We start from the raw sequence: 13,822 nt of genomic DNA, 5'->3' as shown, positions 1-13,822 counted from the left end.
GTCGCAACTCGTCACCTGGCAGTATGCGAGCACGCTGTGACAGGTGAATGAATGCAGCAGGCGGCGCGCGGACTCCACGCCTCGCGCCGCGTTTTCTGGAAACGCCAATGAGAATCAACCGAAAGATCGCTGTGCTTGCTTCGTCGATTTTGCTGGCGGGCGCGGCGCATGCAGCCGATCTGCCCACGTTCAAGCTCGAAATGAACGACGGCAAGCTGAATCCGGCCCGCATCGAAGTGCCGGCGGGGCAGCGTATCAAGATCGAGGTGCGTAATACCGGCAAGGGCGCCGCCGAGTTCGAAAGCGTCCAGTTGCGTAAGGAAAAAGTCCTCGCGCCGGGCGCGGATTCTTTCGTCGTGATCGCTCCGCTGGAACCCGGCGAGTACAAGTTTTTCGACGATTTCCACCAGCAGGCGCAGGGCGTGATCGTCGCGAAGTAGCAGTGGTTTTTGAGGCGGGCGCGAAGGCTTAGGGCCGCTGCGCTCGCAAGAGCAGTTGCAGAGCAGAAGGGAGTCCTTGATGGGTCAGATTCTATTCATCGTGTGGCGGGAAAGTGTCGAGGCATTGCTGGTCGTCGGCATCCTGTACGCGTGGCTGAAAAATGGCGACGACGATGCGCGCCGCGGTCTGCCGTACCTGTGGGGCGGCGTCGTGGCGGGCCTGATTGCAGCGGTGGCGCTCGGCGCAGCGCTCGTCGGCTTCACCGAGGTGCTCTCCGGCGACGCGCAAGATTATTTCCAGACCGCGATGGTGCTGGTTGCCTGCGTGCTGATCGTGCAAATGGTTCTGTGGATGAAGCAGCACGGCCGCTCGCTGAAACGCGACATGGAACGCTCGCTGCAACAAAGCCAGCGCGACTCCAACTGGTGGGGCGTGGCGCTGCTCGTGGCTCTCGCGATCGCGCGCGAAGGCAGCGAGACCGTGATTTTCCTGTACGGCCTCGGCTTCGGTCAGTCCGGTCACGTGGACACCAATCAGATGCTCGCGGTCGTGATCGGCCTCGGTCTCGCATTGCTCACGTTCTACGTGCTGCAACTGGGCGGCAAGTTCTTCTCGTGGCGGCTCTTTTTCCGCGTGACGGAAATCATGCTGCTGTTCCTCGGCGCGGGGCTCTTTCAAACGGGCGTCGATAAGCTGATCGACAAGGAATTCCTGCCGACCATCGTCGACCAGATGTGGAACACGTCGGCTGTGCTCGATGATTCGAGCACCTTCGGCTCGCTCGTCGCGACGCTCACCGGTTATCGCGCGCATCCCGCGCTCATGAATCTGATTGCGTACGCGGTGTACTGGGGGGTCGTCTATCTGCTGCTGCGCCGTGCCAACCGCAAGCCGGCGCAACAAACGGCAGGGCGTGCAGCATGAGTACCGTCATGACCCGCCCGGGGCGTCTCGCCGCGGCGGGGCAGTGGATGCAGCGTCACGGTTCCGCAATCCGCGGCATCCAATGGGTCGTGGTCACGGTGTACGCGTTGCTGATCCTCGTTCCGGCTGTGATGCCGTTGCCGGACGACAGCGCGCATTTGTGGAACAACCTGACGCTTGCGGCCCAATTCGTGTTCTGGGGCATCTGGTGGCCATTCGTTCTGCTGTCGATGGTCATGCTAGGCCGCGTCTGGTGCGGCGTGCTGTGTCCCGAAGGCGCGCTCGCGGAGTTCGCCAGCAAGCATGGTCGCGGCAAAGCGATTCCGCACTGGATGCGCTGGGGCGGCTGGCCTTTCGTCGCGTTCGGCATTACGACCATCTACGGTCAGATGGTGAGCGTCTATCAGTACCCGAAAGCGGTGCTGCTGGTGCTCGGCGGCTCGACGTTGGCGGCCATCGTCATCGGTCTACTGTACGGGCGAGAGAAGCGCGTCTGGTGCAAATACCTGTGCCCCGTCAACGGGGTTTTTTCGCTTCTGGCGCGCCTCGCTCCGTTCCACTACAAAGTCGATGAAGATGCATGGCGCCGCTCGTACAAGAACGGCGAACACGGGCATCGCGTGATTCCGATCAATTGCGCGCCGCTCGTGCCGTTGCGCAATATGAAGGGCGCGTCCGACTGCCATATGTGCGGCCGTTGCAGCGGCCACCGCGACGCGATTGCGCTCACGTGGCGCGCGCCGTCGTCGGAAGTCGTGCAGCTCGGCGACAAGCAGGCGAATGTGTGGGACACCGCGCTGATCCTGTACGGCCTGCTCGGTATCGCGATTGGCGCATTCCACTGGACGGCTTCGCGCTGGTTCGTCGACCTCAAGATGTTCTTCGCCACGTGGCTCGTCGATCACGACATCACATGGCCGCTCGATACGAACGCGCCGTGGTTCCTGTTCACGCATTACCCGGAACAGAACGACGTGTTCTCGTGGCTCGACGGCACGATGGTGATCGGCTACATCCTCGCGACGGCCCTCGTCTACGGCACTGCGCTGCTCGTTTTGATGACGGGCGCGACGCGCATGCTCGGGCGCTTCAGCGCCGTGCGTCTGCATCACCTGACGCAAGGGCTGATTCCGATTGCAGGCGCTGGCGTGTTCCTTGGTTTGTCGGCCACCACGCTGTCGCTGTTGCGTGCCGAGCATGTGCCGCTGTGGTGGGCATCGGACCTGCGCATCGCGATTCTGGCGATCGCCAATTTGTGGAGCGCATGGCTCGCGTGGCTCGTCACGCGGCGCTACAGCGAGCGCTTCGTTCAACGCGGCCTGGCGATGCTCTGGTTTGCCGCTGCGCTCGCCGTGGTCGACAGCGCCTGGTGGCTCATGTTCTGGGGCTGGGCCTCGAAGTAGGCGGGAATAGGGCGGCTACTCTGCTGGGCACTCGCGCGCCTAAGCCGCCCGACACAAAAAACAGAAGCCGTGTAGACGATCTCGCGACATCGCGACATCGTCTTCACGGCTTTTTCATTGGCATGACGGTACACGGTAGCTCGTGTCCGCATGGGCGGGAACCAAAAAAGCGGCCTGGCTGGCTGCGACGGCTGGCTTGGTGTCTGCACGAAGGGGTCTAGTTCTCACGTGCAAGCCGTCGTGGCTGGCTAATGCCCAACACCTCTCTGGGAGGTGGTCCCCACAATACCCGGTACTGAAATCTCGTTCGTTGTTACTTGGTCAGGATCAGCTTGCCCAAACGGGTGGCGCGCAGTTGATACGTTTCCCCGTTATGCAAAATGCTGATGTGACTATGTCCTTGCAGCAAAGCGTCGCTACGCACCACCCGTTCGGCCGTTTCGCCGGAACCGTTCGCACGCTCGGCAGCAGGCTTGGCGGCGGCCGTTGCCGTCGCTGCTGAAGCCTTCGGACGGCTGGTCAACGCAGCGGCCGGGCGGCGCAGGCTGAGCGTGCTGGTGCGAGTGGTATCGGTCATTCGTCTTCGCTGTTGTTTGATTCGATGGATGAATTCTAAATGATAACCATTCCTATTTACAAGAGGCAGAAATTCATCGGTTGAGACTTTCGATAGGCGCAGCGAAATCGAGACTAAAGGCGTAGCGGGCGAGAGGGCGCAGGGTGTTGCGCAGCGCGCTCCGGCGCCGCCTCGGACAGGTGATTCACCCGGGCGGCGGTGGGGATGGTAGACCAGAGGCAGGTCGCTCAATGCAGCGAGCCCGGCTCCTGTTTCGCCTGCACATACTGACGAATCAGCCGCACCGTATCGATGTCGTTCTCGCGGTAAGCCGACTTGACGATCTCCTGCGTCTGCACGGCGTCCTGGTCGTCGGAAACGGGCAGCGTGGTCGCGTATTCGAAGCGCAGGAAGAGTTGCAGTTCATCCGGCTGTTCGATCGTCATCGTCAGCGAGCCGCCGACATAGTCCGCTGTCGGCAGGATGTCGTAGCGCACGGCCTGGCTCTCATGGAGCGTCACGCGATCGCGCACGGTGGCCTGGCCATAGTGCAGTTCCCGCTCGATCGTATTGCCTTCGCGCGAGAGGATCGTGCAGCTGTCGAGTCCGATCACGAACAGTTGCGGCTGTTCGGCGCGCAGCACGAGACCTTCCCACAGCTGCTCGCGGGTCATGGAGTCGACAAACGGATTCAACGGGTCGTTGATCTGGATAAGGTGTTCGAAATTCAAGACGACGGCATCCTATGAAAGCGTTGCAAGCGTTGCAGTAACGCGGCCCGGACAGCTTCGCGCGCGTGCCGGGCCGTTCGCAGCGTCACGCGACAGTCAGACCCGATCGGATCGTGATGGAGCGCGTGAGGATCTTGTGAACTGGGCATGCATTGGCAATTTGCAAGAGCCGTTCCCGCTGTTCATCCGACAACTCGCCGAGCAGCGTGATTTTGCGGTCGATGGTCGAGCCCTCGTCGCCCTGTTCGATACCGAGCGTCACATGCACCTCTTCGAGCGGCCAGTCCTTGCGCTGCGCGTACATCTTGAGCGTGACCGACGTGCATGCGCCGAGGCTGGACAGCAGCAGCGAAACCGGAGTGGGGCCGCGATCGCCGCCGCCGAGCGATTCGGGTTCGTCGGCGAGCCACGTGTGCTTGCCGTCGTCGAGACGGACCTGGTAATTTGTCGAACCGATATGCGCGGTGACGGTGGCTTCTGCCATGCGGGCTCCTGAGCAGGACGGAAAACGCCGCGCGCGGCGGCTCGACGGCGTCAAGACGAGGGCGCGGCAGGAATTGCTATTGTGAACGAAGTCGGCGGCATTTGCGCCGCGAGTGCGCGCGGGCTCGCGGGAGGCGGCAACCTGGCATCGCGCGCGGTTTGGCAAATATCTGCGCCCCGGCGCGCGCGTTCGGCAAGTTGCTCAGTGGGTGATCGAACCCATACGGCCGGCCTGATAATCGACGACCGCCTGGCGGATTTCGTCTTCTGTATTCATGACGAACGGACCATAGCGCACGACGGGTTCCTTCAACGGCACGCCGCCGAGCAGCAGTACCTCGAGCGGCTCGGCGCCGGCCGTGAGCGTAATCGAGTCGCCGTCGTTGTTGAACACGACCATCTTGCGCGGGTCGATTTCCTGGCGGGCGTCGTCTTCGCCGTAAAAGCCTTTGCCCGACAAGCCGTATGCGAATACGCGATAGTCAGCCGGCACCGGCTGCCGGATCGTCGCGCCGGGTTGCAACGAAAAGTGCTGGTACAGAATCGGCGTGCGTGTTTCAACAGCGGCTTTCACGCCGAGCGCCTCGCCGGCGATCACCTTCACGCGAACCTTGCCGTCGGCCGAGGTCGCCACCGGAATTTCCGACGACGGCATCTCCTGATAACGCGGCGCGATCATCTTGTCGCGGCGCGGCAGATTCACCCACAGTTGCAAGCCATGCACGCGTCCGCCCGTCCGCACGAACGACGGGTCCGGCATCTCGCTATGCACGACGCCAGCGCCCGCAGTCATCCATTGCACGTCGCCGGCATGCAGGGTGCCGGAGTGGCCCGCCGAATCCTTGTGGCCGAACTGGCCTTCGAGCACATAGGTGACCGTTTCAAATCCGCGATGCGGATGGTCGGGCGCGCCTTTGGCCTCGCCGGGCGCGTAGTCGACCGGTCCCATTTCGTCGAGCAGCAGGAACGGATCGAAGTCCATCAGCATGCGCGTGGGAAACGGGCGGTGGACGACGAAACCGCCACCTTCGGTCGTGCGAACGGCAGGATAAGTGCGTTCGATCGTGCGTGTCGCGGTCATCAATGTCACCTCGAAAAATGGGGAATAGCGTTATTTTTGAAACATGGAGCTATTATAGGGACCGTTTTTTCGGGTGCCAGCCGCCGTCACGCAATGGATTGTTCTATTACTGGAACGATGAGATGAAGATCGATTCACACAATCTGAATGACCTGATGTATTTCTCGCAGGTCGTCGAACATGGCGGTTTCTCCGCCGCCGAACGCGTGCTGGGTATCTCCAAGTCGCGGCTGTCGCGCCGCTTGACGGAGCTCGAAGCGTCGCTCGGCGTGAGGCTTTTGCAGCGCTCGACACGCAAGCTCGCGCTCACAGAGGCGGGCCAACTTTTCTACCAGCATTGCCAGGCGATGTTGAGCGAGGCGCAGGCGGCCGTGAACGTCGTGCAGCAACTGCGTTCGTCGCCGCGCGGCACGGTGCGCGTCAGCGTGCCGGTCACGATCTCGCAGACGATACTGTCGACCATTCTGCCGGAATTCATGCATCGCTATCCGGAAGTGCGCGTAGTCATGCGCGTGACCAACCGCGTGGTCGATCTGTTCGAAGATTCGATTGACGTCGCATTGCGCGTGCGCTCCGATCCTCCGGAAAACGCCAATATCGTCGTGCGTCCTCTATGGCGCACGCAGCAGATGCTGGTCGGCGCGCCGAGTCTGTTGCAGCAGAATGCGCCGCCGCTGCAACCGGGAGATCTGTCGCGCTTCGAAACGCTCGACGTACCCACGGGCGACGGACGGCATGTCTACAACCTGATCGCGCCGGACGGCACGCGTCACGTACATGAACACGAGCCGCGTCTCGTCACCGCCGATCTGTTGACGATTCGCGAGGCCGTACTCCGTGGGGTAGGTATCGCTGCGTTGCCGGAAATGATGTACGGCGCCGCGTTGCGCGCGGGCCAGTTGTCGCCGGTGATGCCTGGCTGGACTTTTCCGATGCCGCAGTTGTACGCCGTTTTCGTGTCGCGCCAGGGAATGGTGCCGGCCGTACGCGCTTTCGTCGACTATCTGGTCGAGATGCTCGATCCCGATGAAGGCAAGCACATCATGGGCGAATGCCCGGCGTCCGAAACGCGCCAGCAGCCCGTACCCGTGCGTGCGGTGGCCGCTATCGCGTCCTAGCGGATCGCGAGCTTCGCGGCATCGTTTTTAGCATTGAAGCGCGGGCTGTCATGAGTACTTTCAATGGCCATTTGCTTGTGTGCGCGAGCTCATGGGGCTATATTGAAATCCCTTCGCTAAGGAGTCTCTTATGCGAAAACTCATGGCCGCTATCGTAGCCGGCCTGATAGGGCTGACCGCGCTGTCCGTGTCGAGCACGGCTGTCGCATGCGGTGATTCGAGCCAACAGTCTTCGGCTGATGGCAAATGATCCCGCCGCCCGAAGGCGCCAAGCGCGCACAAAAAAAGGCCTTCATCGTTTGATGAAGGCCTTTTACTTTTCAGCCCTTGTTTCATGGGCTTTTCTTCACTTCCGGGTACTGCGCCCACCGAATCCGGTAAGGTCACTTGCCTTTAGGCTGCGTGACGAAACCGATTTTCGTCAGGCCACCGGCCTGCGCTGCAGACATTACCTGCGCGACCTTTTCGTAAGGCACTTTACGATCTGCATCGAGATGCAATTCGGGTTGCGGATTCGCCTGTGCGGCCTCTGCAATTTTCGCGCTCAGTTCGGCCTCGTCCACTTTTTTGTCGTTCCACAACACGTTACCGTCAGCGTCGACTGCGACCGTGACCTGCGCGGGCTTGGTCTCTTCCTTCTGACTGCTTGCATGCGGCAGATCGATTTTCACCGCATGACGGATCACCGGAATCGTCACCATGAAAACGATCAGGAGAACCAACATCACGTCGACGAGCGGCGTCATGTTGATTTCGTTCATCAGGCCGTCGTCATCGTCGCCGGCGAAGGGGCTCATTGCCATCTGTATGCCTCGTCGTTCAGTTGGCGCTTCAGTTGGCGCGAGTCGCGAGACGCAGGCCGTCGCCGCGCTTGGACGACGACAGTCGCGCGCCCGTCACGAAGAATGCGTGCAAGCCATGCGCGAAACGGCTCAGCTTGGCAACGATCGCCTTGTTTGCGCGCGTCAGTGCGTTGTAGCCCAGCACGGCCGGAATTGCAACGAAGAGACCGAATGCGGTCATGATCAGCGCTTCGCCGACCGGGCCCGCCACCTGGTCGATCGACGACTGGCCGCTCGCGCCGATTGCCAGCAGCGCATGATAAATGCCCCACACCGTGCCGAAGAGACCCACGAACGGCGCCGTGCTGCCGATCGACGCGAGAATTGCGAGTCCGCTCTGCATGCGGGCAACGCTTTCGTCCATCGTGTCCTTCAAACAGCGCGTGACCCAATCGGACACGTCCATGCGGTCGTGCAGATGCGGCTGCGTCTGGTGATGATGATCGGCCGCTTCCTGGCCCGACAGCGCCAGCGCGAGGAACGGATTGTCATGCGGCGTCGACGATCCGGCGCCAAGCTTTTTCACGCCGTCAGCGAGATCGTCGGAATGCCAGAATGCCTGCTCGGCGTTCTTCGTGAGGCGGTTCAAACGCATCACGTTCCAGCCTTTGATGACGATCACGCTCCACGACATCACCGACATCACCAGCAGCGCGAGCGCGATGCCGCGCGTGACGAAATCCCCTTGCGCCCACACGTGCGCCAATCCGTAGTTTTGCATTGCAATTCCTTTTTTTTGAAATCCGCTTCAATCTTCGAGATTGAAGTTGTAAGGCTGGGTGTACGCGGCCCGAACGGGTTGGCCGTCTTCGAGATAGGGTTTGCACGCGATCGAATGCGCGGCGGCTAGCGCGGCGTCGTCGAGCCGGCTGAAGCCGCTGCTTTTCTTCAGCTCGATGTTCTCGAGCTTGCCGGTCAGGCCCACCACGAACTTGACGTACGCGGTGCCGCTTTCCCCGCGGCGGCGCGAGAGGGCCGGGTAGTCCGGCTTCGCAATGTTGCAGTCGAGGTGCGAGACGTTTTTCGGCGCGGTGATTTCCATTGTCTGACGGCCGATTGCCGGAGCAGCCGGTGCCGGGGGCGCCGCCGGAGCGGGCGGTGCGGCCGGCGTCGGTTCGGCGGCCGCTACGGGCGTTGGCGACGGCACGGGCGCCTCGTGCAGCGGCGCTGGCGTTGGCTTGGTTGGCGTCGGCTTGGGCTGCACCTTCGGCTTGCTGCGAACCGGCGGCGCCGGCGTGGGCGGGGGCGGCGCGACCGATTGCATCGCGACCGGCGCGGCAACAGGCGCCGGCGGCAGCAACTGTGCAGTCATCACGCGCGACTCGATGGTTGCCTCGACCGGATCGTGACGCAGCGTCAGGACGACGGCCAGCAGCGCGACGTGAACCGCCGCAACCATGGCGGTCGCCGTCAGGACGCGGGAATTCATTCGGGGGGACGAAGCCGGTGCGGCACCGGCTAAAGCGGTATGCGAAGCCTGCATGTTAGCGTGGCGGCGCGCTGTCGAGGGAGCGCGGCTGACAAAACATCGTCATGTTCGGAAGATCACCAGCGAAATACACATTGTGGTCACGAAACCAATCAGCAATTCCATCTCGAACTCCATTAATGGGTGAGCGGGTAGCTGGCTGGCAGGGATACTGGCTTGCTGACGGCAGTGCGATTAACTGAAAAGCGTTGAATCGGCACCAGAAAACAGGGAGCAACGGCTAACGATACGGAGCAGGCACTCAGACGTGCCTCACGTCCTCGCGCCAGGTTTCGAACGGTACGTTACGCCGCCTTGCGCTCGTAAAACATCATGGGCACAGCTTGCGGTTGGGGCTCGAAGCCGCAGCGGCTTGCGCACACGCCGCTTTGCATCATCACGTCGCGCACTGAATCCGCGCACTTGCCGCAGCAGGACGCAACGCCGAGCTCGAATTGCAGCTCGTCGAACGAATCGACGCCTTCCGCGATCGAGGCACGGATCTTTCGGTCAGAAACAGACTTGCAGACACAGACAATCATGGCAGGGCGTCATAGCTAACGTTAATGCGAATTATTATCATTATGTTTGAGCCGTTTGGCAAGCGTCCCACGCGGTTTTTTGTAACAAAACCAGACTCTTAGAAGGGTTTCGACTATGCAGACGGCGGCTAGAGAGCCGCGTACGCCCCCGCCAAACGCCATCGAAGGCACGCATAAAAGCGCCAGAAAGTCTCTGGAACGGGCGCCCGGGGAGGCTTTCAGGCAGGTTGCGAGGACGGTGCGGTACGGCGCGAAGGAATGAGTACGCGCTCGACCTGCGCGTCGATTTCCAGCAGCGTGGCGACAAGTTGCCGCAGATGCGTGCCGTCGCCGGTGGAATAGAAGCGCGGCAGCGCGGCGTCCGCCGTTTGCGGCGCTGCGCGCACGCCGTGTTGTTCGAGCACGCGCTCCAGCTGGCGGGCAATAGCCACGCTGGTGTCGATAAGCGCGAGCCGGTCGCCGACGATGTCGCGAATTGTGGCGTCGAAGAATGGATAGTGCGTGCAGCCAAGCACCAGCGTGTCGGCGCCCGCGTCCAGCATCGGCTGAAGATAGCCGCGCAGCAGCGCGCGCAGTTCCGCCGAACCGACGTCGCAGCGCTCGACCGCCTGCACGAGCCCGTGACCGGGCTGGCACAGAAAGCGGCAATCCGCGGCGTAGCGTTCCAGCAGCGCCTGAAAGCGCGCGCTGCGCAACGTGACTTGCGTGGCGAGCACGCCGGCAACCCGAGTTTTCGATTGCAACGCGGCGGGCTTGATGCCCGGCTCGACACCGACGAGCGGAATGGACAGTTTCTCGCGAACCAGCGCGATGGACTGCGCGGTTGCCGTATTGCAGGCCACGACGAGCGCTTTCGCGCCCTGTTTGACGAGCCACTCGCCGATAGCCAGCGTGCGGTCGGCGATGAAGTCGTCGTCGCGCTCGCCATACGGCGCATAAAGCGAATCGGCGACGTAGAGCAACGCCTCGTCAGGCAACTGTGCCCGAACCGCTCTCAACACCGACAGCCCGCCGAGGCCCGAGTCGAAAATGCCGACGGGCGCCCGCGAATCCGCGCTCAGGGAGCCAATTGATGCGTTCGTAGACGACGATTGTTCGGGCATAAGCGATCGGGGCGGCCGGCGCGGCGTTCAGGAAAAGCAGGGGAAAGCAGGGAAAAAGCGAAGCGAGCAAGTATATCGCCAACGCGGCGCATGCTATCCCGTATGAGCCGGGACCTGCGCCAGCGCTTGAGCGTACCCAGCGGACCCGCGCGATCCGATCAGGACTCCACCGAGCCCATGGCGGTTTGCTGGTAGTTCTGAATGCCGACCTTGTCGATCAGGTCGAGTTGCGTTTCGAGCCAGTCGATGTGCTCTTCTGTGTCGTCGAGAATCTTCACGAAGATTTCACGCGAGATGAAATCGCGAACCGATTCGCAATACGCAATGGCTTCCTTGCAGGTGCTCTGCGAGATCTGCTCCAGCTTCAAATCGCATTCGAGAATTTCTTTCGTTTCCTCGCCGATCAGCAGTTTGTGCAGATCTTGCAGGTTCGGCAGACCGTCGAGCATGAAAACGCGTTCGATCAGCCAGTCGGCATGCTTCATTTCGCCGATCGACTCATCGTATTCATGCTTGCCGAGTTTCTCGAGGCCCCAATGCTTATACATCCGCGCGTGCAGGAAATACTGGTTGATCGCGGTCAGCTCGTTTTTCAACTGCGCGTTGAGGTACTCGATAACTTTCGTGTCGCCTTGCATGATCTTTCCTTTTTCGGGGGACTTCAATTTTCCAACAACAATAAACGCCATGCCTTAAAAAGCCAAGAGAACAGAACATCTTTCGACGTCGGTCCCGGCATGCGCGTAATGCGGGGCATCCATGAAAAAAGCCGGGACCGTGGCCCCGGCTTCTCAAGACACGCTATGCGCGTCGGCGGCGAATCAGACGGTTGCGACGGGAATCTTGCCGATCTTTGCTTGCCATTCCTTCGGGCCGGTCTGGTGCACCGAGGTGCCGCTCGAATCGACCGCCACTGTGACCGGCATGTCCTGCACGTCGAACTCGTAGATTGCTTCCATGCCGAGGTCTTCGAATGCCAGCACCTTTGCGCTGCGAATCGCCTTCGACACCAGGTAAGCCGCGCCGCCCACGGCCATCAGATACGCGGCTTTGTGCTTCCTGATTGCCTCGATCGCGACCGGTCCGCGCTCGGCCTTGCCGATCATCGAGATGAGACCCGTTTGCGACAGCATGGTCTCGGTGAACTTGTCCATGCGGGTTGCCGTGGTCGGGCCTGCGGGGCCGACAGCTTCGTCGCGCACCGGATCAACCGGGCCGACGTAGTAGATCACGCGGTTCGTGAAGTCGACCGGCAGCTTCTCTCCCTTGGCCAGCATGTCCGCGATGCGCTTGTGCGCGGCGTCGCGGCCCGTCAGCATCTTGCCCGACAGCAGCAGCGTCTGGCCCGGCTTCCACGAAGCGACTTCTTCCGGCGTCAGAGTGTTCAGATCGACGCGCTTGCTGGTCTCCGTGTTCGGTTCCCATTGCACCTTCGGCCATGCATCGAGCGACGGCGCTTCGAGCTTGGCGACGCCCGAGCCGTCGAGCGTGAAGTGCGCGTGACGCGTGGCCGCACAATTCGGGATGATCGCAACCGGCTTGGACGCGGCGTGCGTCGGGGCGGCCATGATCTTCACGTCGAGCACTGTGGCAAGGCCGCCCAGGCCTTGCGCTCCGATGCCGAGCGCATTGACCTTCTCGTGCAGTTCGACGCGCAGTTCCTCGATCCAGTCTTTCGGGCCGCGTGCGATTACGTCCTGAATGTCGATCGGGTCCATCAGCGATTCTTTTGCCATCACCATGGCTTTCTCAGCCGTGCCGCCGATGCCGATGCCGAGCATGCCCGGCGGGCACCAACCCGCGCCCATGGTCGGCACCGTCTTAAGAATCCAGTCGACGATGGAGTCCGACGGATTCAGCATCGCGAACTTCGACTTGTTTTCCGAGCCGCCGCCCTTGGCCGCGACTTGCACGTCGACCTTATCGCCCGGCACGATTTCGTAGTGAATCACGGCCGGCGTGTTGTCTTTCGTGTTCTTGCGCGCACCTTCGGGCGGGCTCACGATCGACGCGCGCAGCACATTGTCCGGGTTCAGGTAACCACGGCGCACGCCTTCGTTGATCATGTCGGTGACGCCCATCGTCGCACCGTCCCAACGCACGTCCATGCCGACCTTCACGAACACTGTGACGATGCCCGTGTCCTGACAGATCGGACGCTTGCCTTCGGCGCACATGCGGCTGTTGGTGAGAATCTGCGCAATCGCATCTTTCGCGGCCGGGCTCTGTTCGAGTTCGTACGCGCGGCCCAGGGCCTGGATGTAGTCGAGCGGATGGTAGTAGCTGATGTATTGCAACGAATCAGCAATGCTCTGAATCAGATCTTCCTGTTTGATGACGGTCATGGCTAAGCTCGGTGGGGACGGTAGCGCTTTTTTCTGTTCGCAGGCTGTGCGGTCAGTCGTGCGCTTTCAGGGGAGTGGAACCGCTGGAACCCAGCGGCTGCAGATCCGCGGGTTCCTGAAAATGAGTCGGATGCGTGTGCGTGGTCAGCCGGTCGACCAGGGCCATGATCAGTGCCGAGACGAGGAACGCGACGTGGATGATGACCTGCCACATGATGGTGTGCGTCGAGTTCTGGTCCGGGCTGATAAACGTTTTCAGCAGATGGATCGACGAGATGCTGATGAGCGCCATGGCGAGCTTCACTTTCAGCACGCCGGCGTTCACGTGGTCGAGCCATTCGGGCTCGTCGGGATGGCCTTCCACACCGAGGCGCGACACGAACGTTTCATACCCGCCGATGATCACCATGATCAGCAGGTTCGAAATCATGACCACGTCGATCAGACCGAGCACGACCAGCATGATGTTGGTTTCGTCGAGCGTCATCGACGCTGTAACGAGATGCCAGACTTCCTTCAGGAACAGCACGACGTACACGGCCTGCGCGACGATCAACCCGAGATACAGCGGCACCTGCAGCCAGCGGCTCATGAAGATGACGACGGGCAGCGGGCGCATGGGTCGGCGTTGGCGCGGGGAATTGATTCGCGAAGCGGACATAGACAGAAATCGGATCGAACGCAGGTGACGGAACGTGGAGCAAATGAGCCCGACAGCGTGCGAATCACGCGCGCGGATCGGCACGGAAAGCAAAGTGCGCAGGCGCGGCACAGGCGCGAGGCGA

Annotated in this window: 16 protein-coding genes; 4 read left to right on the top strand and 12 right to left on the bottom strand. The window is 61.6% G+C overall.

What is annotated here, in order from left to right:
• Positions 1 to 107 precede the first annotated feature (107 nt).
• The 3 genes from J2W46_RS31640 to J2W46_RS31630 all read left to right on the top strand — a co-directional run bounded on the left by J2W46_RS31640 (position 108) and on the right by J2W46_RS31630 (position 2,768).
• Complete coding sequence (locus tag J2W46_RS31640) at positions 108 to 440, top strand: cupredoxin domain-containing protein (protein WP_020069983.1); 333 nt, start codon at positions 108 to 110, stop codon at positions 438 to 440.
• Between the two features lie 79 nt (positions 441 to 519).
• Positions 520 to 1,365: an FTR1 family iron permease gene (locus J2W46_RS31635; RefSeq protein WP_087751670.1), complete on the top strand. Its 846-nt coding sequence runs from the start codon at positions 520 to 522 to the stop codon at positions 1,363 to 1,365.
• On the top strand, positions 1,362 to 2,768 hold the full coding sequence (locus J2W46_RS31630; protein WP_027804945.1) for a 4Fe-4S binding protein: 1,407 nt from the start codon (positions 1,362 to 1,364) through the stop codon (positions 2,766 to 2,768). Before J2W46_RS31635 ends, J2W46_RS31630 begins: the two co-directional genes overlap by 4 nt.
• A gap of 313 nt (positions 2,769 to 3,081) precedes the next feature.
• On the opposite strand, the gene hemP is transcribed toward J2W46_RS31630, so the two are convergent.
• The 4 genes from hemP to J2W46_RS31610 all read right to left on the bottom strand — a co-directional run bounded on the left by hemP (position 3,082) and on the right by J2W46_RS31610 (position 5,619).
• On the bottom strand, positions 3,082 to 3,345 hold the full coding sequence (gene hemP, locus J2W46_RS31625) for a hemin uptake protein HemP (protein WP_020069980.1): 264 nt from the start codon (positions 3,343 to 3,345) through the stop codon (positions 3,082 to 3,084).
• A 227-nt stretch (positions 3,346 to 3,572) separates the two neighbouring features.
• Complete coding sequence (locus J2W46_RS31620) at positions 3,573 to 4,055, bottom strand: SRPBCC family protein (protein ID WP_020069979.1); 483 nt, start codon at positions 4,053 to 4,055, stop codon at positions 3,573 to 3,575.
• Positions 4,056 to 4,140: 85 nt separating this feature from the next.
• Complete coding sequence (locus J2W46_RS31615; protein WP_087752616.1) at positions 4,141 to 4,539, bottom strand: OsmC family protein; 399 nt, start codon at positions 4,537 to 4,539, stop codon at positions 4,141 to 4,143.
• 201 nt (positions 4,540 to 4,740) lie between these two features.
• Entirely contained in the window at positions 4,741 to 5,619 is an 879-nt protein-coding gene (locus tag J2W46_RS31610) for a pirin family protein (RefSeq protein WP_087752617.1), read from the bottom strand.
• 122 nt (positions 5,620 to 5,741) lie between these two features.
• On the opposite strand from J2W46_RS31610, the gene J2W46_RS31605 reads away from it, so the two are divergent.
• A complete protein-coding gene (locus J2W46_RS31605; RefSeq protein WP_310359412.1) occupies positions 5,742 to 6,737 on the top strand; it encodes a LysR family transcriptional regulator in 996 nt (331 codons plus the stop codon).
• Positions 6,738 to 7,120: 383 nt separating this feature from the next.
• On the opposite strand, the gene J2W46_RS31600 is transcribed toward J2W46_RS31605, so the two are convergent.
• The 8 genes from J2W46_RS31600 to J2W46_RS31565 all read right to left on the bottom strand — a co-directional run bounded on the left by J2W46_RS31600 (position 7,121) and on the right by J2W46_RS31565 (position 13,656).
• Complete coding sequence (locus J2W46_RS31600) at positions 7,121 to 7,540, bottom strand: ExbD/TolR family protein (RefSeq protein WP_088175058.1); 420 nt, start codon at positions 7,538 to 7,540, stop codon at positions 7,121 to 7,123.
• Positions 7,541 to 7,568: 28 nt separating this feature from the next.
• Positions 7,569 to 8,300, bottom strand: a complete 732-nt coding sequence (locus J2W46_RS31595) for a MotA/TolQ/ExbB proton channel family protein (protein WP_027779251.1) — start codon at positions 8,298 to 8,300, stop codon at positions 7,569 to 7,571.
• Between the two features lie 27 nt (positions 8,301 to 8,327).
• On the bottom strand, positions 8,328 to 9,062 hold the full coding sequence (locus J2W46_RS31590; protein WP_310359409.1) for an energy transducer TonB: 735 nt from the start codon (positions 9,060 to 9,062) through the stop codon (positions 8,328 to 8,330).
• 290 nt (positions 9,063 to 9,352) lie between these two features.
• Positions 9,353 to 9,589: a (2Fe-2S)-binding protein gene (locus J2W46_RS31585; protein WP_310359406.1), complete on the bottom strand. Its 237-nt coding sequence runs from the start codon at positions 9,587 to 9,589 to the stop codon at positions 9,353 to 9,355.
• A 218-nt stretch (positions 9,590 to 9,807) separates the two neighbouring features.
• Entirely contained in the window at positions 9,808 to 10,692 is an 885-nt protein-coding gene (murI, locus tag J2W46_RS31580; RefSeq protein WP_310359403.1) for a glutamate racemase, read from the bottom strand.
• Between the two features lie 158 nt (positions 10,693 to 10,850).
• Positions 10,851 to 11,330 carry a bacterioferritin gene (bfr, locus tag J2W46_RS31575; RefSeq protein ID WP_088175061.1) on the bottom strand — a complete coding sequence of 160 codons (480 nt, stop codon included), beginning with the start codon at positions 11,328 to 11,330 and terminating at the stop codon, positions 10,851 to 10,853.
• Positions 11,331 to 11,513: 183 nt separating this feature from the next.
• The gene (locus J2W46_RS31570) at positions 11,514 to 13,037 is read right to left on the bottom strand and encodes a fumarate hydratase (protein WP_020069968.1); all 1,524 of its coding nucleotides are present in this window, start codon (positions 13,035 to 13,037) and stop codon (positions 11,514 to 11,516) included.
• 52 nt (positions 13,038 to 13,089) lie between these two features.
• On the bottom strand, positions 13,090 to 13,656 hold the full coding sequence (locus tag J2W46_RS31565) for a TIGR00645 family protein (protein WP_020069967.1): 567 nt from the start codon (positions 13,654 to 13,656) through the stop codon (positions 13,090 to 13,092).
• Positions 13,657 to 13,822 lie beyond the last annotated feature (166 nt).

The sequence above is a fragment of the Paraburkholderia strydomiana genome, from assembly GCF_031456815.1.
GTDB lineage: Bacteria > Pseudomonadota > Gammaproteobacteria > Burkholderiales > Burkholderiaceae > Paraburkholderia > Paraburkholderia caledonica.
The sequence above is the reverse complement of the archived record's forward strand: the minus strand, read 5'-3'. Positions and strand labels throughout refer to the sequence as shown.